The organism is Bacillus velezensis (assembly GCF_001461825.1).
Taxonomy (GTDB): Bacteria; Bacillota; Bacilli; order Bacillales; family Bacillaceae; genus Bacillus; species Bacillus velezensis.
Genome location: NZ_LLZC01000024.1, coordinates 39,111 through 59,543, shown reverse-complemented (window position 1 = coordinate 59,543; position 20,433 = coordinate 39,111). Strand labels below are relative to the sequence as shown.

Sequence of the window (20,433 nt, the reverse complement as noted above, 5' to 3'; positions counted from 1 at the left end):
TCATGAGCTGCCTTTTTTGTGTTTTTTTGCATACGTTATATAATATGAGAAACGTAACGATATGCCTTTTTGCAAAAGCAGGTTTTATGCTTGTGCAAAGTGGAAATAATAGAGATAGAGCGATACAGTTGAAAAATTTTGCGAAACACCTTATAGTAAGATTAAAGTCAAATATAGTCAAAGTCAATAAAGGAGGGGGTTGAGTGGGACATAATATTTCTGACATCATTGAACAGTACTTGAAACAAGTATTAGATCAAAATGGCAAAGAAATTTTAGAGATCAAACGCAGTGAAATCGCTGATAAATTTCAATGTGTTCCTTCCCAAATAAATTATGTCATCAACACCAGATTTACAAGTGAAAGAGGATATATTGTTGAAAGTAAACGGGGAGGCGGCGGTTATATTCGTATTATCAAAATTAAAATGAATAACGAAGTCGTCCTCATCAATAATATTATTTCGCAGATTCATACCCACTTGTCCCAGGCAGCCTCTGATGACATTATTCTCAGACTGTTAGAGGACGGAGTTATTTCGGAAAGAGAAGCTAAAATGATGGTGAGTGTAATGGATCGTTCAGTTCTATATATTGATTTGCCCGAACGGGATGAGCTAAGAGCCAGAATGATGAAAGCAATGCTCACATCTTTAAAACTAAAGTAAGCGGGTGAAAAGATTGATTTGTCAAGAATGCAATGAGAGACCGGCCACTTTTCACTTTACGAAAGTTGTTAATGGAGAAAAACAAGAAGTTCATATTTGTGAACAATGTGCAAAAGAAAATAGCGATTCATACAGTATAAGTGGAAACCAAGGGTTCTCGATTCATAATTTATTATCAGGGCTGCTGAATATGGAGTCTTCATTTCAAAACACCGGTTCTCAAATGTTCGGCTATTCAGAGCAAGGGACAGCTTGTAAGAAATGCGGTATGACGTTTCAGCAGCTGAGAAAAACAGGGCGTTTCGGCTGTGCGGAATGTTACGATACGTTCTACAGCCAAATTACGCCGATCTTGCGAAAAGTTCACAGCGGGAATACGGTGCATGCCGGGAAAATTCCAAAACGAATAGGCGGAAACCTGCATGTAAGACGGCAAATGGAAATGTTAAAAAAAGAACTTGAATCTTTAATACACCACGAAGAGTTTGAAAGAGCAGCGGAGGTCAGGGATCAGATCCGATCGTTAGAGCAAAAATTAAAAAGTAAAGACAGTGAGGGGGAACAAGGGTAATGTCGCTCAAGCATTTTATTCAGGACGCACTAAGCAATTGGATGAAGCAAGAGGGACCTGAAAGTGACATTGTACTCAGCAGCCGTATACGGTTGGCCCGAAACTTTGAAAATATAAAGTTTCCCGCCCGGTATACGAATGAAGAAGCCTCATCCATCATTCAGCAATTCGAAGATCATTTTTCAGGAAAAGAACTGCCTGATATCGGTCAATTTCATTTAATCAGAATGAGTGAAGCTCAGCCTTTGGAAAAACGGGTGCTGATGGAGAAACATCTCATCAGCCCGAATTTAACGGAATCTCCTTTTGGCGGCTGTCTGCTTTCTGAAAATGAAGAAGTCAGCATTATGTTAAATGAAGAAGATCATATCAGAATTCAATGCCTCTTCCCCGGCTTCCAGCTTCTCAACGCCATAAAAGCGGCAAACCAGGTTGATGACTGGATTGAGGAGAAAGTGGATTACGCCTTTGGAGAGAAGAGAGGGTACTTAACAAGCTGTCCTACAAATGTAGGGACGGGACTAAGGGCTTCAGTCATGATGCATTTGCCGGGCCTTGTATTAACTAGGCAAATGAATCGAATTATACCGGCAATTAACCAATTAGGCCTAGTTGTTAGAGGAATTTACGGTGAAGGCAGCGAAGCATTAGGAAATATCTTTCAAATTTCAAATCAAATCACACTCGGAAAATCAGAACAGGACATTGTAGATGATTTAAACAGTGTGGCTGCCCAGCTGATTGAGCAGGAACGTTCAGCCCGAGAAGCGCTTTACCAAACCTCGAAAATTGAATTGGAGGACCGGGTATTCAGATCTTACGGTGTTTTATCCAACTGCCGTATGATTGAATCAAAGGAAACGGCGAAATGCCTTTCTGACGTTCGGCTGGGGATAGACCTGGGGATCATCAAAGGGCTATCAAGCAATATACTTAATGAACTGATGATTTTGACACAGCCGGGTTTTCTCCAGCAATATTCGGGCGGTGCATTACGGCCGAACGAAAGAGACGCGAGAAGAGCGGCTCTTATCAGGGAAAGGCTGCATTTAGAAATGAGTGCAAATAGACAGGAGGATGATTCGATATGATGTTTGGAAGGTTTACAGAGCGAGCTCAAAAGGTATTGGCACTGGCACAGGAAGAAGCACTGCGCTTAGGCCATAACAATATTGGAACTGAACATATCTTATTAGGTCTGGTTCGTGAAGGAGAAGGGATTGCGGCTAAAGCACTCCAAGCACTCGGACTCGGTTCGGATAAAATTCAGAAAGAAGTGGAGAGCTTAATCGGACGGGGACAGGAAATGTCTCAAACGATTCATTATACGCCAAGAGCAAAAAAAGTCATTGAGCTCAGCATGGATGAAGCCAGAAAGCTAGGACATTCTTATGTGGGAACAGAACACATACTTCTCGGACTGATTCGTGAAGGAGAAGGCGTGGCGGCGAGAGTTCTGAATAATCTCGGTGTCAGCTTGAATAAGGCGAGACAGCAAGTGCTGCAGCTTCTGGGAAGCAATGAGACGGGATCTTCTGCATCCGGTACGAACAGCAATGCAAACACGCCGACGCTGGACAGTCTGGCGCGTGATTTAACTGCGATTGCGAAGGAAGACAGTCTTGATCCGGTTATCGGCCGAAGCAAAGAAATTCAGCGTGTTATTGAGGTATTAAGCCGCAGAACGAAAAATAATCCCGTTCTTATCGGAGAACCGGGTGTCGGTAAAACTGCGATTGCTGAAGGCCTCGCACAGCAGATCATCAATAATGAAGTGCCGGAAATTTTACGTGATAAACGTGTAATGACATTAGACATGGGTACGGTTGTAGCCGGTACGAAATACCGCGGAGAATTTGAAGACCGCTTGAAAAAAGTAATGGATGAAATACGTCAGGCCGGCAATATTATTTTATTCATTGACGAACTGCATACACTGATCGGAGCGGGGGGAGCAGAAGGTGCGATTGACGCATCGAATATCTTAAAACCTTCACTGGCCCGCGGAGAGCTTCAATGCATCGGTGCGACAACGCTTGATGAATACCGTAAATATATCGAAAAAGACGCGGCTCTGGAGCGCCGTTTCCAGCCGATTCAGGTGGATCAGCCGTCAGCCGATGAAAGCATTCAAATTTTAAAAGGGCTCCGTGACCGCTATGAAGCGCATCACCGCGTATCCATTACCGATGAAGCGATTGAAGCGGCGGTAAAATTGTCCGACCGTTATATTTCTGACCGCTTCCTTCCGGATAAAGCGATCGATTTAATTGATGAAGCCGGTTCAAAAGTGCGTCTCCGTTCTTTCACAACGCCTCCGAACTTAAAAGAGCTGGAGCAGAAACTCGATGAAGTTCGCAAGGAAAAAGACGCTGCCGTTCAGAGCCAGGAGTTTGAAAAAGCGGCTTCCCTTCGTGATACGGAGCAGCGCTTGAGAGAACAGGTGGAAGACACGAAAAAAACGTGGAAAGAAAAACAAGGCCAGGAGAACTCCGAAGTTTCTGTAGAGGATATTGCGATGGTTGTATCCAGCTGGACCGGGGTGCCCGTATCTAAAATTGCCCAAACGGAGACAGATAAGCTTCTCAATATGGAAAGCATTCTGCACTCCCGCGTCATCGGCCAGGATGAAGCTGTTGTAGCCGTTGCAAAGGCTGTCAGACGTGCAAGAGCCGGTCTGAAGGACCCGAAACGCCCGATTGGTTCATTCATCTTCTTAGGCCCTACAGGCGTTGGGAAGACAGAGCTGGCACGAGCGCTGGCGGAATCCATTTTCGGTGATGAGGAAGCGATGATCAGAGTGGATATGTCCGAATACATGGAGAAACACTCGACTTCACGTCTTGTCGGTTCTCCTCCGGGATATGTCGGCTATGATGAAGGCGGCCAGCTGACAGAAAAAGTGAGAAGAAAACCATACTCTGTCGTATTGCTTGATGAAATTGAAAAAGCGCACCCTGATGTGTTTAACATTCTCCTGCAAGTGCTTGAAGACGGACGCTTGACTGATTCAAAAGGACGCACTGTGGATTTCCGCAACACGATCCTGATTATGACGTCAAACGTCGGAGCGAGCGAGCTGAAACGCAACAAATATGTGGGCTTCAATGTGCAGGATGAATCACAAAACCATAAAGACATGAAAGACAAAGTCATGGGAGAGCTGAAGCGTGCCTTCAGGCCTGAGTTTATCAACCGGATTGACGAAATTATCGTCTTCCACTCCCTTGAGAAAAAACATCTTACAGACATCGTGTCGCTTATGTCTGATCAGTTAACAAAACGTCTGAAAGAACAAGATCTCTCTATCGAGCTGACGGATGCTGCAAAAGCAAAAGTAGCAGAAGAGGGCGTCGATTTGGAATACGGCGCACGTCCGTTAAGAAGAGCGATTCAAAAGCATGTGGAGGACCGATTATCAGAAGAACTCCTCAGAGGCAATATTGATAAAGGCCAGCACATTGTTCTTGATGTTGAGGACGGCGAATTTGTCGTAAAAACAACTGCTAAAACGAACTAATATAGTGACAAACATGAGGCATACGTAAGCGAGTGTATGCCTCACTTTGTTATATAGAGAAATATTCGATAAGGAAGAGGTCTTACAACATATATGGCTAAATCAAAAACAAAATTCATCTGCCACTCATGCGGTTATGAATCCGCAAAATGGATGGGAAAGTGCCCGGGCTGCGGGGCTTGGAATACAATGGTGGAAGAAACCATAAAAAAAGCGCCGGCGAATCGGCGGGCGGCTTTCTCCCACTCCGTTCAAACCGTCCAGAAACCATCACCCATTACATCAATTGAAACATCGGAAGAACCCCGCGTTCACACAAAGCTCGAAGAATTCAACAGAGTGCTTGGCGGCGGCGTTGTGAAGGGCTCGTTAGTATTAATCGGCGGCGATCCCGGCATCGGAAAATCAACGCTCCTTCTCCAAGTATCCGCACAATTAGCAGATACGGCCGGCAGCGTGCTTTACATTTCAGGGGAAGAATCCGTGAAGCAAACGAAGCTGCGTGCCGACAGACTTGGAATCAACAGCCAAATGTTACATGTTTTATCTGAAACCGATATGGAGTATATTTCGTCTGCTATACAAGAGATGAAACCCGCATTTGTTGTCGTAGACTCCATTCAGACCGTGTACCAAAGTGATATCACCTCGGCTCCCGGCAGTGTATCACAAGTAAGAGAGTGTACGGCCGAATTGATGAAAATCGCGAAAACAAACGGCATACCTATTTTTATCGTCGGACACGTCACAAAAGAAGGATCGATCGCAGGGCCGAGATTGCTTGAGCACATGGTCGATACCGTTCTATACTTTGAAGGAGAGCGGCACCATACATTCCGTATTTTGCGGGCCGTAAAAAACCGTTTCGGCTCCACAAATGAAATGGGCATCTTTGAAATGCGGGAAGAGGGGCTTACGGAGGTGCTGAACCCTTCTGAAATATTCTTGGAAGAGCGTTCTGCCGGGGCATCGGGTTCGAGTATCGTTGCGTCAATGGAAGGAACGAGACCGATCCTCGTTGAAATTCAGGCGCTCATATCACCGACCAGTTTTGGAAACCCGCGCCGCATGGCTACAGGCATTGACCACAACAGGGTGTCGTTAATTATGGCTGTGCTTGAGAAGCGGGTGGGTCTTTTGCTTCAAAATCAAGATGCGTATTTAAAGGTCGCCGGCGGGGTCAAACTGGATGAACCGGCGATTGATTTGGCAGTAGCCGTCAGCATTGCCTCAAGCTTCAGAGATACACCGCCGAATCCCGCAGATTGCTTTATCGGTGAAGTGGGTCTGACAGGAGAAGTCCGCAGGGTGTCAAGAATCGAACAGCGCGTAAAAGAAGCGGCGAAACTCGGCTTCAAGCGCATGATCATACCTGAGGCGAATGCAGACGGGTGGACAATACCAAAAGGGATTGAGGTTGTCGGAGTAGCAAATGTTGCAGAAGCGCTTCGTACTTCATTAGGAGGATCATAATAGATGGAAAAAGAGAAAAAAGGGGCGAAACAAGAGCTTGACCTGTCTGCAATTCTGCAGTTCGTTGCACCGGGCACCCCGCTCAGAGCCGGGATAGAGAATGTACTTCGGGCAAATACAGGCGGCCTGATTGTTGTCGGATACAATGATAAGGTAAAGCAAGTCGTCGATGGCGGTTTTCATATTAATACATCATTTGCGCCCGCTCACTTATACGAGCTGGCCAAAATGGACGGTGCCATTATTTTAAGTGATTCCGGCCAGAAAATTCTTTATGCGAATACGCAGCTTATGCCGGAGGCGACCATTTCTTCTTCAGAAACGGGAATGAGGCACCGTACGGCGGAACGGGTGGCGAAGCAGACCGGCTGTCTCGTCATTGCCATTTCTGAGCGCAGAAATGTCATTACGTTATATCAGGACAGCATGAAGTACACACTAAAGGACATAGGATTTATTTTAACAAAGGCAAATCAGGCCATTCAAACGCTTGAGAAGTATAAAACCATTTTAGACAAAACGATTACGGCTTTAAACGCATTAGAGTTTGAGGAGCTTGTGACATTCAGTGACGTGCTGTCCGTCATGCATCGGTATGAAATGGTGCTCCGAATAAAAAATGAAATCAATATGTATATTAAAGAACTCGGAACGGAAGGCCACTTAATCCGTCTGCAGGTGATTGAACTGATTACGGACATGGAAGAAGAGGCGGCACTTTTCATCAAAGACTATGTCAAAGAAAAAATCAAAGATCCGTTCGTGCTGTTAAAAGAGCTTCAGGATATGTCCAGCTATGATCTGCTTGATGATTCCATTCTGTTTAAGCTGCTTGGATATCCGGCTTCTACGAATCTTGATGATTATGTGCTCCCGAGAGGATACAGGCTGCTGAACAAAATTCCGCGTCTGCCGATGCCGATTGTTGAAAATGTGGTTGAGGCGTTCGGATTTTTGCCAAGCATAACGGAAGCCACTGTGGAAGAGCTTGATGATGTCGAGGGTATCGGAGAAGTGCGCGCCCAAAAAATCAAAAAAGGCTTAAAACGCCTTCAGGAAAAACACTATATAGATAGACAGCTTTAAGAATCGCTTAAACCTGTCGGAATCCGGGTATATTATTGTTAGTTTTTGTTTATTCTGAATTTGTAGGCTCTGACAGTCTGCTGAAAAAATGCTACTTAAAAGGAGGTGGAGGTATGTTAAAACGAATAGTTCAGGCGTTCTTCATTATTGTGGGCGGCGTTGTCGGTATCTTTTTAATACCTGAATTGTTTGTGCTGTCAAATATACAGGACATACCTTTAATAACAAACGCATATACGTCTGCTGCAATTGGTGCTATTATCTTTTTTCTCATCAGTATATGGACGACAGAATATGTGATTAATTGGGTAAAATGGATTGAAGATTCTTTGCTGAGAGCTCCGGTGCCGGATCTGTTATTCGGGAGTCTCGGATTGGTTTTTGGACTTATCATCGCATATCTCATTGTAAACGTGATTCCGCTGGACAATATTCCGTACCGTATATTCAGCACCATCATTCCGGTCTTTCTGGCTTTCTTTCTCGGTTATCTGGGCTTCCAAGTCGGATTTAAGAAAAAGGATGAACTGATCAGTCTTTTCTCCATTTCTGCAAGAATGCAGAAGAAAAAGGGAAGTGCTGATGAGGAGCAGGAGGAACAGGATAAAAGGCTGAAAATCTTGGATACAAGTGTTATTATTGATGGGAGAATTGCAGATATTTGTCAGACGGGCTTTTTAGAAGGCGTCATTGTCATTCCTCAATTTGTGCTGGAGGAATTACAGCATATTGCTGATTCTTCAGATGTTTTAAAACGTAACAGAGGACGCCGCGGACTGGATATCTTGAATCGCATTCAAAAGGAACTGGATATTACGGTTGAAATTTATGAAGGCGACTTCGAGGACATTCAGGAGGTTGACAGCAAGCTTGTCAAACTTGCGAAGCTGACATCCGGTGTCGTTGTGACGAATGATTTTAATTTAAATAAAGTATGTGAGCTTCAGAAGGTTGCGGTACTGAATATTAATGACCTTGCAAACGCGGTGAAGCCGGTTGTGCTTCCGGGCGAAGAGATGAATGTGCAGGTGATTAAGGACGGGAAAGAGCATAATCAAGGTGTGGCTTACTTGGATGACGGGACGATGATTGTTGTGGAAGAAGGCCGCAATTATATAGGGAAGCATATTGATGTGCTCGTAACCAGCGTACTGCAGACAGCGGCGGGACGAATGATTTTTGCCAAGCCCAAGCTGCTTGAGAAAGCTCTTTAAGAGGGAGTTAATATGGAGTATGTTGTCGTTATTCCGGCTGCCGGACAAGGAAAACGGATGAAGGCCGGGAAAAATAAGCTGTTCATCAGCTTAAAAGGTGCGCCTGTTATTATACACACACTGCGGGTTTTTGAAAGCCACGCACCCTGTCAGAAAATAATCCTGGTGATAAACGAGAGTGAACGGGAAGATTTTCACCAGCTGCTGGCCCAATTTCCGATTCAGACGGAAATTGAGCTTGTTACCGGAGGTGCGGAGCGTCAGCACAGTGTGTACGAAGGACTGAAAGTGATTGATAAGGAATCGGTCGTCCTTGTTCATGACGGAGCGCGCCCGTTTGTCACACATCAGCATATCGATAAGCTCGTTGAAACAGCAGAGGAGGCGGGAGCGGCTGTCCTGGCTGTTCCTGTGAAAGACACGATAAAACGGGCGGAAGGCTCCCGGGTTGCGGAGACCTTTGATCGTTCAAGCTTGTGGGCCGTTCAAACGCCGCAGGCTTTTCGTCTTTCTTTATTGAAAACGGCGCATATGGAAGCGGAAAACAAAGGCTTCTTAGGGACGGATGACGCCAGCCTCGTCGAGCGTCTTGATGGATATCAGGTGAGTATCGTTGAAGGCAGCTATACCAATATTAAGCTGACAACGCCGGATGATCTGATATCCGCGGAAGCAATCATGAAAGCGGAAAGTGGGAATCATAATGTTTAGAATCGGACAAGGATTTGATGTGCATCAATTAACGGAAGGCCGTCCTCTCATCATCGGCGGAATTGAAATTCCTTATGAAAAAGGGCTGCTCGGACATTCAGATGCTGATGTATTGCTGCATACAGTCGCAGACGCGTGTCTCGGAGCGGCAGGTGAAGGAGATATCGGCAAGCATTTCCCGGATACTGATCCGGAATTCAAAGATGCGGATTCTTTTAAGCTGCTTCAGCATGTTTGGAACATTGTAAAAGAAAAAGGGTATGTACTCGGAAATATAGACTGCACGATTATTGCGCAAAAGCCGAAAATGGCGCCGCATATTGATGCTATGAGAAAACGGATAGCGGAAGGCCTTGAGGCGGACGTTTCTCAAGTAAACGTAAAAGCAACGACGACAGAAAAGCTCGGGTTTACCGGAAGAGCCGAAGGAATTGCCGCTCAGGCAACCGTTCTGATCCAAAAAGCCTGATCATTGTTTTGATGCCCGGTCTATTTGGTGGTAGAATAGATACATATATTCGGCTAGAGGCTACAGACGAGATGAAAGGAAGTATTTGAACATGGGAAATGAAGTACGCGTTCGTTATGCACCGAGTCCGACCGGACATTTGCATATCGGTAACGCCAGAACGGCGCTTTTTAACTATTTATTTGCCCGCAGCCAAGGCGGAAAGTTTATTATCCGGATTGAGGATACGGACAAAAAGCGAAATATTGAAGGCGGAGAGCAAAGCCAGCTCAACTATTTGAAATGGCTCGGCATGGACTGGGATGAAAGTGTGGATGTCGGCGGAGAATACGGCCCGTACCGCCAGTCTGAGCGTAACGACATTTACAAAGAGTACTATGAAGAGCTTCTTGAAAAAGGGCTAGCTTATAAATGTTTCTGTACGGAAGAAGAACTTGAGAAAGAACGTGAAGAGCAAATCGCCCGCGGGGAAATGCCGCGCTATTCCGGCAAACACAGAAACCTGACTCAGGAAGAGCAGGAGCAGTTTTTAGCCGAAGGCAGACAGCCGAGCATCCGTTTCCGCGTGCCGGAAGGGAAAATCATCGCATTTAACGATATCGTAAAAGGTGAGATTTCTTTTGAATCAGACGGCATCGGCGACTTTGTCATCGTCAAAAAAGACGGAACACCGACGTATAACTTTGCCGTCGCGATTGACGATTACTTAATGAAAATGACGCACGTGCTCCGCGGTGAGGATCACATTTCAAATACACCGAAACAGATCATGATTTTCCAGGCATTCGGCTGGGATGTTCCTGTCTTCGGACATATGACGCTTATCGTAAACGAAAGCCGCAAAAAATTAAGTAAACGTGATGAATCAATTATCCAGTTTATTGAGCAGTATGATGAGCTGGGTTACCTGCCTGAAGCGCTGTTTAACTTTATCGGACTTCTCGGCTGGTCTCCCGTCGGTGAAGAAGAGCTTTTCACAAGAGAACAATTCATTGACATTTTTGATGTAAATCGTTTGTCTAAGTCACCGGCTCTGTTTGATATGCATAAACTGAAATGGGTCAACAACCAATACGTCAAAGCGCTGGATCTTGATCAAGTTGTTGAGCTGACCCTGCCGCACCTGCAAAAAGCAGGAAAAGTCGGCACTGAGCTTTCTGCCGAAGAGCAGGAATGGGTTCGTAAATTAATCTCTCTTTACCATGAGCAATTGAGCTACGGCGCTGAAATTGTCGAGCTGACTGATTTGTTCTTTAAAGATGAGATCGAGTATAATCAAGAGGCAAAAGCCGTTCTGGAAGAAGAACAGGTGCCTGAAGTGCTCAGCGTATTTGCTGCGAAGCTTGAAGAGCTTGAAGAATTTACGCCTGAGCTGATCAAAGCCTCAATCAAGGCTGTTCAGAAAGAAACAGGCCATAAAGGCAAAAAGCTGTTCATGCCGATTCGTGTAGCGGTTACCGGTCAGACACACGGTCCGGAGCTTCCGCAGGCCATTGAGCTGATCGGCAGAGAAACAGCCGTAAGACGCCTGAAAAGCATTTAAATATACGATTGTTGACAGGGAAGAGTATAAAACAATGACCATTACAGAAAGAATCTTCATCGGCTGAGAGAGATTCATGCGTCATGTTTTAGAAGTGCGCCCTTAAGACCTTTGAAGAACATTTCTGCGGAAATCAGTATTTAAAGGCGGCCGCCGCCGTTACCGGCTTTTAAGTTGGGAAAACAGTGACTTGTTTTTCAAACAGAGTGGAACCGCGCGGTAAAAGCGTCTCTGTCATGTTTACATGCAGAGGCGCTTTTTTTATAGGCGGAAAACAGACTGGAGCGGGGAGAGAATGGGGGGAAGCATGTGTTTTTTAAAATGCTAAAAGAAGACATAGATACAGTGTTCGATCAAGATCCGGCAGCAAGAAGCTATTTCGAAGTTGTTTTAACTTATTCTGGTTTACATGCTATATGGGCGCATCGGATTGCACATGCTTTATATAAACGGAGATTTTTCTTCCTGGCGCGCCTGATATCACAGATTGCCCGTTTCTTTACCGGAATTGAAATCCATCCCGGCGCGACCATCGGGAGAAGGTTTTTCATTGACCACGGTATGGGGGTCGTCATAGGGGAAACATGTGAAATCGGCAATAACGTGACGGTATTCCAAGGTGTCACTCTCGGGGGAACGGGAAAAGAAAAGGGGAAGCGGCATCCGACCATAAAAGATGATGCTTTAATTGCAACCGGAGCGAAGGTGCTCGGCTCTATTACGGTCGGGCAGGGTTCTAAAGTAGGGGCCGGCTCCGTTGTGCTTCGTGATGTTCCCGACTTTTCGACCGTTGTCGGCATACCGGGGAAAGTCGTCATTCGGAACGGAAGAAAAATCAAACGCGATCTCAATCACCAAGACTTGCCCGATCCGGTTGCTGACCGGTTTAGAGCATTGGAGCAGCAGATTTTTGAACTGCAGGCTGAACTGGAAGATAAAAAAGAAAGGATCAACCAAAAATGACCATTACACTTTATAATACATTGACACGGAAAAAGGAAACATTCGTTCCTCTTGAGGAAGGCAAAGTAAAAATGTACGTGTGCGGACCGACTGTATACAACTATATTCATATCGGAAACGCCCGTCCGGCGATTGTGTATGATACCGTACGCAACTATTTGGAGTATAAAGGATACGATGTTCAATACGTATCGAATTTCACCGATGTTGACGACAAACTGATTAAGGCGGCCAACGAGCTCGGCGAGGACGTCCCGACCGTTTCTGAGCGGTTCATTAAAGCGTATTTTGAAGACGTGGGCGCCCTCGGATGCCGGAAAGCGGATCTTCATCCCCGGGTCATGGAAAACATGGACGCCATTATTGAATTTGTCAGCGAGCTGATTAAAAAAGGCTACGCTTATGAATCAGAAGGCGACGTCTATTTCAAAACAAGGGCCTTCGAAGGCTACGGCAAGCTATCTCAGCAATCAATTGATGAACTCAGATCAGGCGCGCGTATCCGTGTCGGCGAGAAGAAAGAGGATGCGCTGGACTTTGCTCTTTGGAAAGCTGCTAAGGACGGAGAAATTTCATGGGATAGCCCTTGGGGAAAAGGCCGCCCGGGCTGGCATATTGAATGCTCCGCAATGGTGAAAAAGTATTTGGGTGACGAAATCGATATTCATGCCGGCGGTCAGGACCTGACATTCCCGCACCATGAAAACGAAATCGCCCAATCTGAAGCATTAACAGGCAAGACATTCGCAAAATACTGGCTTCACAACGGATATATCAATATCGATAATGAGAAAATGTCAAAATCGCTCGGCAACTTTGTTTTGGTGCACGATATCATTAAGCAATATGACCCGCAGCTTTTGAGATTTTTCATGCTGTCCGTTCATTACCGCCACCCGATCAACTATTCGGAAGAGCTGCTTGAGAAAACAAAAAACGCGTTTAACCGCCTGAAGACGGCCTACAGTAATTTAAACCATCGTTTGATTAGCAGCACGAATCTGACTGACAATGATGAGGAATGGCTCGCTAAAATTGAAGAGCACCGCACTGCGTTTGAAGAAGCAATGGATGATGATTTTAATACGGCGAATGCGATTTCCGTTTGGTTTGATCTGGCGAAGCTCGCCAATTACTACATGCAGGAAGACAATACGGCGGATCACGTCATTAAAGCCTTTATCAGCATGTTTGACAGAATCGGATCTGTTCTCGGACTTACGCTCGGCGAAGAAGAGCTTGTCGACGAAGAGATTGAAGAGTTGATTGAGAAGAGAAATGAAGCCCGCCGCAATCGCGATTTTGCTTTGTCAGACCAGATTCGCGATCAGCTGAAAAGCATGAATATCATTCTTGAAGATACGGCCCAGGGAACTCGCTGGAAGCGGGGAGAGTAAGCGGATGCTTCAATTTGAACAAATCAAAGATTCAAAGCAGTTAAACGGTCTTGCGCTTGCTTATATGGGTGATGCCATTTTTGAAATATACGTCCGGCATCACCTGCTTAAGCAGGGCTTTACGAAACCGAATGACCTTCATAAGAAGGCGAGCCGGATTGTATCGGCAAAATCACAGGCAGACATATTGTTCCGCCTTCAGGACGAATCCTTTTTCACGGAGGAAGAGGAAGCCGTGCTGAGAAGAGGCAGAAACGCGAAATCAGGGACGACGCCTAAAAACACAGATGTACAGACGTACCGCCATAGTACAGCTTTTGAGGCTTTACTCGGATACCTTTTTCTTGAGAAAAGAGAAGAAAGACTGAATCAGCTGATTGCTGAGGCTATACAAGTCGGGACGTCAGGGAGGAAAACAAATGAGTCAGCAACATGATTACGTCATAGGAAAAAACGCTGTGATTGAGACGTTAAAGTCAGATCGCAAGCTGTATAAGTTATGGATGGCGGAAAACACAGTAAAAGGACAGGCGCAGCAAGTTATGGAGCTTGCTAAAAAGCGCGGCGTCACCATTCAATTTGTACCGAGGAAAAAACTCGATCAGATGGTTGAGGGGCAGCATCAGGGTGTTGTCGCCCAGGTGGCGGCATATGAATATGCACAATTAGACGAATTATATAAAAGAGCGGAAGAGAGAAACGAACAGCCTTTCTTTCTCATACTGGACGAGCTGGAAGACCCTCATAATCTCGGTTCCATCATGAGAACGGCTGACGCTGTCGGTGCACACGGCATCGTGATTCCGAAACGCAGAGCGGTCGGACTGACTTCGACGGTCGCAAAAGCTTCGACCGGTGCGATTGAACACATTCCCGTCGTGAAGGTGACCAACCTTGCCCGGACACTTGATGAAATGAAGGAGCGGGGGATTTGGGTCGTCGGAACGGATGCATCCGCCCGGGAAGACTACCGCTCTATGGACGGCAAGATGCCTTTGGCGCTCGTTATCGGAAGCGAAGGCAGAGGAATGGGGCGGCTTGTGAAAGAGAAATGTGATTTTCTCATTAAGCTTCCGATGGCGGGAAAAGTCACGTCTCTGAATGCGTCGGTAGCGGCCGGCCTTCTCATGTATGAAGTCTACCGGAAGCGCAATCCTTTAGGGGAATGAAGACAGATGGACATCCTGTTAGTAGACGGATACAACATGATTGGAGCTTGGCCGCAGCTAAAGGATTTAAAAGCGAACAGTTTTGAAGAAGCGAGAGATGTACTGATCCAGAAGATGGCGGAATATCAGTCCTACACGGGAATCAGAGTCATTGTGGTGTTTGACGCACACCTGGTAAAAGGCATAGAGAAAAAACAAACGAATCACAGAGTCGAAGTGATTTTCACACGGGAGAATGAGACGGCGGATGAGCGGATCGAGAAGCTTGCCCAGGCGCTAAACAATATTGCGACACAGATTCATGTCGCAACTTCCGATTATACGGAGCAGTGGGCGATTTTCGGACAAGGGGCTCTCCGTAAATCCGCCCGGGAGCTCCTGAGGGAAGTGGATACGATAGAACGCCGGATTCAAAGGCGGGTTTCAAAGATCACTTCTGAAAAACCACCGGGTAAAATCGAGCTGTCCGAAGAGGTTTTGAAAACGTTTGAAAAGTGGCGCCGAGGCGGTCTGGATTAGGTTGACGCTTTTTCGCCCATTAATGTATAATATTTCTATCTACGTGCGCCGGGGGGATCGCAGTGAATCTACAGAACAGCAAGGGAAAGTTCAACAAAGTGCAATTTTGCCAGTTGGAGGACGAGCAGGTCATTGAAAAGGTTCATGTTGGGGACAGTGATGCGTTAGATTACTTGATTACGAAGTACCGTAATTTTGTACGGGCGAAAGCAAGGTCTTATTTTTTAATAGGGGCCGACAGAGAAGATATTGTACAGGAAGGGATGATAGGCTTATATAAGTCTATCCGAGACTTTAGAGAGGACAAGCTCACTTCATTTAAAGCTTTTGCAGAATTATGCATTACCCGCCAGATTATTACCGCAATAAAGACAGCTACCCGTCAGAAACACATTCCTTTAAATTCCTATGTTTCTTTAGACAAACCTATTTTTGATGAAGAATCTGACAGAACACTGCTTGATGTCATTTCAGGCGCTAAAACGTTAAATCCTGAAGAGATGATTATTAATCAGGAAGAATTTGATGATATCGAAATGAAAATGGGAGAACTGCTGAGCGATCTGGAGAGAAAGGTGCTTGTTCTGTACTTGGACGGAAGAAGTTACCAAGAGATTTCAGATGACTTAAACCGACACGTAAAATCGATCGATAATGCCCTGCAGCGCGTGAAGCGCAAGCTTGAAAAGTATTTAGAAATAAGAGAGATCAGCCTGTAGCAGGTTTCTGTGTCATATTGACAGAATTTTTCTGACTGTGCTATTTTATTAAGATAAATGAATGTTTAGGAAAAGGTGTAACGACATGAGAAAAAAGATTACGCTGGCATGCAAAACATGCGGAAATCGTAATTATACGACAATGAAAAGCTCTGCATCAGCGGCTGAGCGGTTAGAAGTTAAGAAGTACTGCAGCACTTGCAATTCACATACAGCTCATTTAGAAACAAAATAGTGTTCGCTTTTTAAATTGTGGAGGTCTTTTACATGCGCATGATGAGTTTCTTTAAAGATGTTGGGAAAGAAATGAAAAAGGTTAGCTGGCCTAAAGGCAAAGAGTTAACGCGCTATACGATCACGGTGATTTCAACGGTTATCTTTTTTGTTATCTTTTTTGCCCTCCTTGATACAGGAATTTCTCAATTAATTCGTTTAATAGTTGAATAATGATCAGCAATACGTGCTATAATAGATCATAATATCGTTTGCCAAAACCCGTTCAGCGGGTTTTTTATTGTGTTGTTGAAAAAAGGATTCATAGGCCCTGAGCCTATTTTTTGTTTTACACTTCATTTTTAAATGCGGGGAGGGAAGGACTGCAGAGTCCTGATAGAATGGAAAAGAATTGGTATGTTGTTCATACGTATTCCGGTTATGAAAACAAAGTAAAAGCGAACCTTGAAAAACGTGTGGAATCAATGGGAATGCAGGATAAAATTTTCCGCGTTGTCGTCCCTGAAGAAGAAGAGACTGATATTAAGAACGGCAAGAAAAAAGTAGTCAAAAAGAAAGTGTTCCCGGGTTATGTGCTTGTAGAAATCGTCATGACTGATGATTCCTGGTATGTGGTCCGCAACACGCCGGGCGTTACCGGATTCGTCGGATCAGCCGGTTCAGGCTCAAAGCCGACTCCGCTTCTTCCTGGCGAAGCAGAAACCATCTTAAAGCGGATGGGCATGGATGAGCGGAAAACCGACATTGATTTTGAATTGAATGAGACAGTCAAAGTCATAGACGGACCTTTCGCCAACTTTACAGGATCAATTGAAGAGATTGATTATGATAAGAGCAAAGTGAAAGTATTCGTTAACATGTTCGGCCGTGAAACGCCGGTTGAACTGGAATTTACCCAGATCGACAAATTGTAATGTGAAAAAACTTGAAATTGCTATATATTAATGATAATATAGCAAAGGTACGTCTTGGACTAATCCAAGGCAGCTAGCTTGATATTTCGTCATTCATATAAAGAATGAAACCTTGAGTGGGAGGGTTTACCCTATTACCACATCACGGACTTAAGGAGGTGTGTCTCGTGGCTAAAAAAGTAGTAAAAGTTGTAAAATTGCAAATTCCTGCTGGAAAAGCTAACCCAGCGCCGCCAGTTGGACCTGCACTAGGTCAAGCCGGTGTAAATATCATGGGATTCTGTAAGGAGTTTAACGCTCGTACAGCTGACCAAGCTGGTTTAATCATTCCTGTTGAAATTTCGGTTTACGAAGACCGTTCATTTACATTTATTACAAAAACTCCGCCTGCTGCAGTATTGCTTAAAAAAGCAGCTGGAATTGAGTCTGGTTCTGGTGAACCAAACCGTAATAAAGTGGCAACCGTTAAGCGCGATAAGGTTCGCGAAATCGCTGAAACGAAAATGCCTGACTTAAACGCAGCAGACGTTGAAGCGGCAATGCGCATGGTTGAAGGTACTGCCCGCAGTATGGGTATCGTTATCGAGGATTAATTTGTTTCTTGTCGGGTTGCGAGTTTTCACAAGTTCGCAACCCTTATTCGTGGGAGGTTATTCCGCTATAACCACATAAGGAGGAAATTTTAAAATGGCTAAAAAAGGTAAAAAGTACGTTGAAGCTGCGAAGCTTGTAGACCGTGCGAAAGCTTACGACGTCGCTGAAGCAGTGGCGCTTACTAAAAAAACAAACACAGCTAAATTCGACGCTACAGTTGAAGTTGCTTTTCGTTTAGGGGTTGACCCTCGTAAAAACGATCAGCAAATCCGCGGTGCAGTTGTACTTCCTAACGGAACTGGTAAAACTCAGCGCGTGCTTGTATTCGCTAAAGGCGAAAAAGCAAAAGAAGCTGAAGCTGCCGGTGCAGACTACGTTGGCGATTCTGATTACATCGCGAAAATCCAGCAAGGCTGGTTCGAATTCGATGTAATCGTTGCGACTCCTGACATGATGGGTGAAGTCGGTAAAATCGGCCGTGTGCTTGGACCAAAAGGTCTTATGCCAAACCCTAAAACAGGAACTGTTACATTCGAAGTAGAAAAAGCAATCGGCGAAATCAAAGCTGGTAAAGTAGAATACCGCGTTGACAAAGCTGGTAACATCCATGTTCCGATCGGAAAAGTTTCTTTCGAGGATGAAAAACTTGTTGAGAACTTCACAACAATGTATGATACAATCCTGAAAGCAAAACCGGCTGCGGCTAAAGGTGTTTACGTGAAAAACGTTGCCGTTACTTCTACTATGGGCCCTGGTGTCAAAGTAGACGCTTCTACTTTCAACGTAAAATAATATTTGACTTTAGATCAGCATTCTGATATGATTCAAAATGTTGTAAAATATAATATGTCATTTATACCGTAGACAGCAGGGGCCGTTGAGGCTTAATATCCTGCCGAGGTGTATATATATCACAGCTATTACGTTACGTATGCTTGTATATACAGCCTCCATGTCCACATGGAGGCTTTTTATATGAAATCGTCGTCACAGTCGTGATCACCTAGCGGTATAAGTGTTACACAAAATCTACAGGAGGTGTAACCATGAGCAGCGCAATTGATACAAAAAAAGTTGTTGTTGAAGAGATTGCTTCTAAACTGAAAGAAAGCAAATCAACGATCATCGTTGACTACCGCGGACTTAACGTTTCTGAAGTAACTGAACTCCGTAAACAGCTTCGCGAAGCTAACGTAGAGTTCAAAGTGTACAAAAACACAATGACTCGCCGTGCGGTTGAACAAGCTGAACTTGATGGTTTGAATGATGTCTTAACTGGACCGAATGCGATCGCATTCAGTACTGAAGATGTTGTCGCTCCGGCAAAAGTTCTTAACGAGTTCGCGAAGAATCACGAAGCTCTGGAAATCAAAGCGGGCGTTATCGAAGGAAAAGTATCTTCTGTTGAAGAAGTGAAAGCTCTTGCTGAACTTCCTTCACGCGATGGCTTACTTTCTATGTTGCTTAGCGTACTTCAAGCTCCAGTTCGCAACCTTGCACTTGCAGCTAAAGCAGTTGCAGAACAAAAGGAAGAACAAGGCGCTTAATCTGATTTTACCCTAAAATAAAACAAATGGAGGAATTTCAAATGGCTTTAAATATCGAAGAAATCATTGCTTCCGTTAAAGAAGCAACTGTACTTGAATTGAACGACCTAGTAAAAGCAATCGAAGAAGAATTTGGCGTAACTGCTGCTGCTCCTGTAGCTGTAGCTGGCGGAGCTGCTGCTGGCGGCGCTGCTGAAGAGCAAAGCGAATTCGACCTTATCCTTGCTGGTGCAGGTTCTCAGAAAATCAAAGTTATCAAAGTTGTTCGTGAAATCACTGGTCTTGGCTTGAAAGAAGCTAAAGAACTTGTTGACAACACTCCAAAACCACTTAAAGAAGGTATTGCGAAAGAAGAAGCTGAAGAGCTTAAAGCTAAACTTGAAGAAGTTGGCGCTTCTGTAGAAGTTAAGTAATCTTCACTTGCCTGTAGGGGAAGCTCGCTTTTATGAGGCGGGCTTTTTCTTTGCTTTTCTTTAAGTGCCATTATAAAAGGAGGTTCTAATGATGAGTGAACACTATTATTCAGAAAAACCTTCAGTTAAAAGCGATAAACAGACATGGTCATTTACACTGCGGAACAGATCTTATACATTCACAAGTGACAGCGGCGTTTTCTCGAAAAAGGAAGTTGATTTCGGTTCGCGTGTCTTAATTGAAGCGTTTGAAGAACCGGAGATCGATGGTGACTTCCTGGATGCAGGCTGCGGTTACGGCCCGATCGGTCTGTCACTCGCCGGTGCATTTACAGACCGCACCGTGCACATGATTGACGTGAATGAAAGAGCCGTAGAGCTGTCAAATGAAAATGCAGAAAAAAACGGAATAAAAAACGTTCGAATTTATCAGAGTGATTTATTTTCAAATATTGATTCTGCTCAAACATTTGCTTCTATTATTACAAACCCCCCAATCCGCGCCGGAAAAAAAGTTGTCCATGCCATTTTTGAAAAAAGCGCTGAGCATTTAAGGGCTTCAGGTGAATTGTGGATCGTTATACAGAAAAAACAGGGCGGGCCTTCTGCCATTGAAAAACTGAAGGAGCTTTTTGACGAAGTTTCTGTGGTTCAAAAAAAGAAAGGCTATTATATCATAAAAGCAAAAAAAGTTTGACTTGAATTTTCA

Annotated in this window: 25 protein-coding genes and 2 other annotated features; all 25 genes read left to right on the top strand. The window is 44.7% G+C overall.

The window, feature by feature from the left end; all coding sequences use genetic code 11:
* Window positions 1-203: hypothetical protein (locus tag AR442_RS20760; protein WP_025854070.1), on the top strand; the 203-nt coding region annotated here is incomplete at its 5' end.
* Window positions 204-668 (top strand): transcriptional regulator CtsR, encoded by a 465-nt coding sequence (gene ctsR, locus AR442_RS19650; protein ID WP_003156396.1) that lies wholly within the window; start codon window positions 204-206, stop codon window positions 666-668.
* Window positions 669-681: 13 nt separating this feature from the next.
* Window positions 682-1,239: a protein-arginine kinase activator protein McsA gene (gene mcsA / locus AR442_RS19645; protein ID WP_007410387.1), complete on the top strand. Its 558-nt coding sequence runs from the start codon at window positions 682-684 to the stop codon at window positions 1,237-1,239.
* The gene (gene mcsB / locus AR442_RS19640) at window positions 1,239-2,330 is read left to right on the top strand and encodes a protein-arginine kinase McsB (protein WP_014416741.1); all 1,092 of its coding nucleotides are present in this window, start codon (window positions 1,239-1,241) and stop codon (window positions 2,328-2,330) included. The genes mcsA and mcsB overlap by 1 nt, the downstream gene beginning before the upstream one ends.
* Window positions 2,327-4,759, top strand: coding sequence for an ATP-dependent protease ATP-binding subunit ClpC (gene clpC, locus AR442_RS19635; RefSeq protein WP_007410388.1), 2,433 nt, complete (start codon window positions 2,327-2,329; stop codon window positions 4,757-4,759). Before mcsB ends, clpC begins: the two co-directional genes overlap by 4 nt.
* 93 nt (window positions 4,760-4,852) lie before the next feature.
* Window positions 4,853-6,232: a DNA repair protein RadA gene (gene radA, locus AR442_RS19630; RefSeq protein ID WP_014416742.1), complete on the top strand. Its 1,380-nt coding sequence runs from the start codon at window positions 4,853-4,855 to the stop codon at window positions 6,230-6,232.
* 3 nt (window positions 6,233-6,235) lie between these two features.
* Entirely contained in the window at window positions 6,236-7,318 is a 1,083-nt protein-coding gene (gene disA / locus AR442_RS19625; RefSeq protein WP_003156401.1) for a DNA integrity scanning diadenylate cyclase DisA, read from the top strand.
* A 113-nt stretch (window positions 7,319-7,431) separates the two neighbouring features.
* A complete protein-coding gene (locus AR442_RS19620; protein WP_003156403.1) occupies window positions 7,432-8,532 on the top strand; it encodes a PIN/TRAM domain-containing protein in 1,101 nt (366 codons plus the stop codon).
* A gap of 12 nt (window positions 8,533-8,544) precedes the next feature.
* Window positions 8,545-9,243 (top strand): 2-C-methyl-D-erythritol 4-phosphate cytidylyltransferase, encoded by a 699-nt coding sequence (ispD, locus tag AR442_RS19615; protein WP_053285121.1) that lies wholly within the window; start codon window positions 8,545-8,547, stop codon window positions 9,241-9,243.
* Complete coding sequence (ispF, locus tag AR442_RS19610) at window positions 9,236-9,712, top strand: 2-C-methyl-D-erythritol 2,4-cyclodiphosphate synthase (RefSeq protein ID WP_003156407.1); 477 nt, start codon at window positions 9,236-9,238, stop codon at window positions 9,710-9,712. Before ispD ends, ispF begins: the two co-directional genes overlap by 8 nt.
* A gap of 91 nt (window positions 9,713-9,803) precedes the next feature.
* Complete coding sequence (gltX, locus tag AR442_RS19605; RefSeq protein ID WP_053285120.1) at window positions 9,804-11,255, top strand: glutamate--tRNA ligase; 1,452 nt, start codon at window positions 9,804-9,806, stop codon at window positions 11,253-11,255.
* A 2-nt stretch (window positions 11,256-11,257) separates the two neighbouring features.
* Window positions 11,258-11,491, top strand: a binding site (T-box leader).
* 73 nt (window positions 11,492-11,564) lie between these two features.
* A complete protein-coding gene (gene cysE, locus AR442_RS19600) occupies window positions 11,565-12,218 on the top strand; it encodes a serine O-acetyltransferase (protein ID WP_014416745.1) in 654 nt (217 codons plus the stop codon).
* Entirely contained in the window at window positions 12,215-13,615 is a 1,401-nt protein-coding gene (cysS, locus tag AR442_RS19595) for a cysteine--tRNA ligase (protein ID WP_003156411.1), read from the top strand. The genes cysE and cysS overlap by 4 nt, the downstream gene beginning before the upstream one ends.
* A gap of 4 nt (window positions 13,616-13,619) precedes the next feature.
* Window positions 13,620-14,051, top strand: coding sequence for a Mini-ribonuclease 3 (locus AR442_RS19590; protein WP_003156412.1), 432 nt, complete (start codon window positions 13,620-13,622; stop codon window positions 14,049-14,051).
* Entirely contained in the window at window positions 14,035-14,784 is a 750-nt protein-coding gene (gene rlmB / locus AR442_RS19585) for a 23S rRNA (guanosine(2251)-2'-O)-methyltransferase RlmB (RefSeq protein WP_003156413.1), read from the top strand. Before AR442_RS19590 ends, rlmB begins: the two co-directional genes overlap by 17 nt.
* A 6-nt stretch (window positions 14,785-14,790) precedes the next feature.
* Window positions 14,791-15,303, top strand: a complete 513-nt coding sequence (rae1, locus tag AR442_RS19580; RefSeq protein ID WP_003156414.1) for a ribosome-dependent mRNA decay endonuclease Rae1/YacP — start codon at window positions 14,791-14,793, stop codon at window positions 15,301-15,303.
* Between the two features lie 62 nt (window positions 15,304-15,365).
* Window positions 15,366-16,022 (top strand): RNA polymerase sporulation sigma factor SigH, encoded by a 657-nt coding sequence (sigH, locus tag AR442_RS19575; RefSeq protein ID WP_003156415.1) that lies wholly within the window; start codon window positions 15,366-15,368, stop codon window positions 16,020-16,022.
* 85 nt (window positions 16,023-16,107) lie between these two features.
* Window positions 16,108-16,257 (top strand): 50S ribosomal protein L33, encoded by a 150-nt coding sequence (gene rpmG, locus AR442_RS19570; RefSeq protein ID WP_003156421.1) that lies wholly within the window; start codon window positions 16,108-16,110, stop codon window positions 16,255-16,257.
* A gap of 32 nt (window positions 16,258-16,289) precedes the next feature.
* Complete coding sequence (secE, locus tag AR442_RS19565; protein ID WP_003156422.1) at window positions 16,290-16,469, top strand: preprotein translocase subunit SecE; 180 nt, start codon at window positions 16,290-16,292, stop codon at window positions 16,467-16,469.
* A gap of 167 nt (window positions 16,470-16,636) precedes the next feature.
* On the top strand, window positions 16,637-17,170 hold the full coding sequence (nusG, locus tag AR442_RS19560; RefSeq protein WP_003156423.1) for a transcription termination/antitermination protein NusG: 534 nt from the start codon (window positions 16,637-16,639) through the stop codon (window positions 17,168-17,170).
* A gap of 167 nt (window positions 17,171-17,337) precedes the next feature.
* Complete coding sequence (rplK, locus tag AR442_RS19555; RefSeq protein ID WP_003156430.1) at window positions 17,338-17,763, top strand: 50S ribosomal protein L11; 426 nt, start codon at window positions 17,338-17,340, stop codon at window positions 17,761-17,763.
* Window positions 17,764-17,857: 94 nt separating this feature from the next.
* Entirely contained in the window at window positions 17,858-18,556 is a 699-nt protein-coding gene (rplA, locus tag AR442_RS19550) for a 50S ribosomal protein L1 (RefSeq protein ID WP_003156431.1), read from the top strand.
* Between the two features lie 48 nt (window positions 18,557-18,604).
* Window positions 18,605-18,747: a sequence feature (ribosomal protein L10 leader region), on the top strand.
* 63 nt (window positions 18,748-18,810) lie between these two features.
* On the top strand, window positions 18,811-19,311 hold the full coding sequence (rplJ, locus tag AR442_RS19545; protein ID WP_014416746.1) for a 50S ribosomal protein L10: 501 nt from the start codon (window positions 18,811-18,813) through the stop codon (window positions 19,309-19,311).
* A gap of 41 nt (window positions 19,312-19,352) precedes the next feature.
* The gene (gene rplL / locus AR442_RS19540) at window positions 19,353-19,724 is read left to right on the top strand and encodes a 50S ribosomal protein L7/L12 (RefSeq protein WP_003156436.1); all 372 of its coding nucleotides are present in this window, start codon (window positions 19,353-19,355) and stop codon (window positions 19,722-19,724) included.
* A 91-nt stretch (window positions 19,725-19,815) separates the two neighbouring features.
* Window positions 19,816-20,421 (top strand): class I SAM-dependent methyltransferase, encoded by a 606-nt coding sequence (locus AR442_RS19535; RefSeq protein WP_015388780.1) that lies wholly within the window; start codon window positions 19,816-19,818, stop codon window positions 20,419-20,421.
* Window positions 20,422-20,433: the final 12 nt, after the last annotated feature.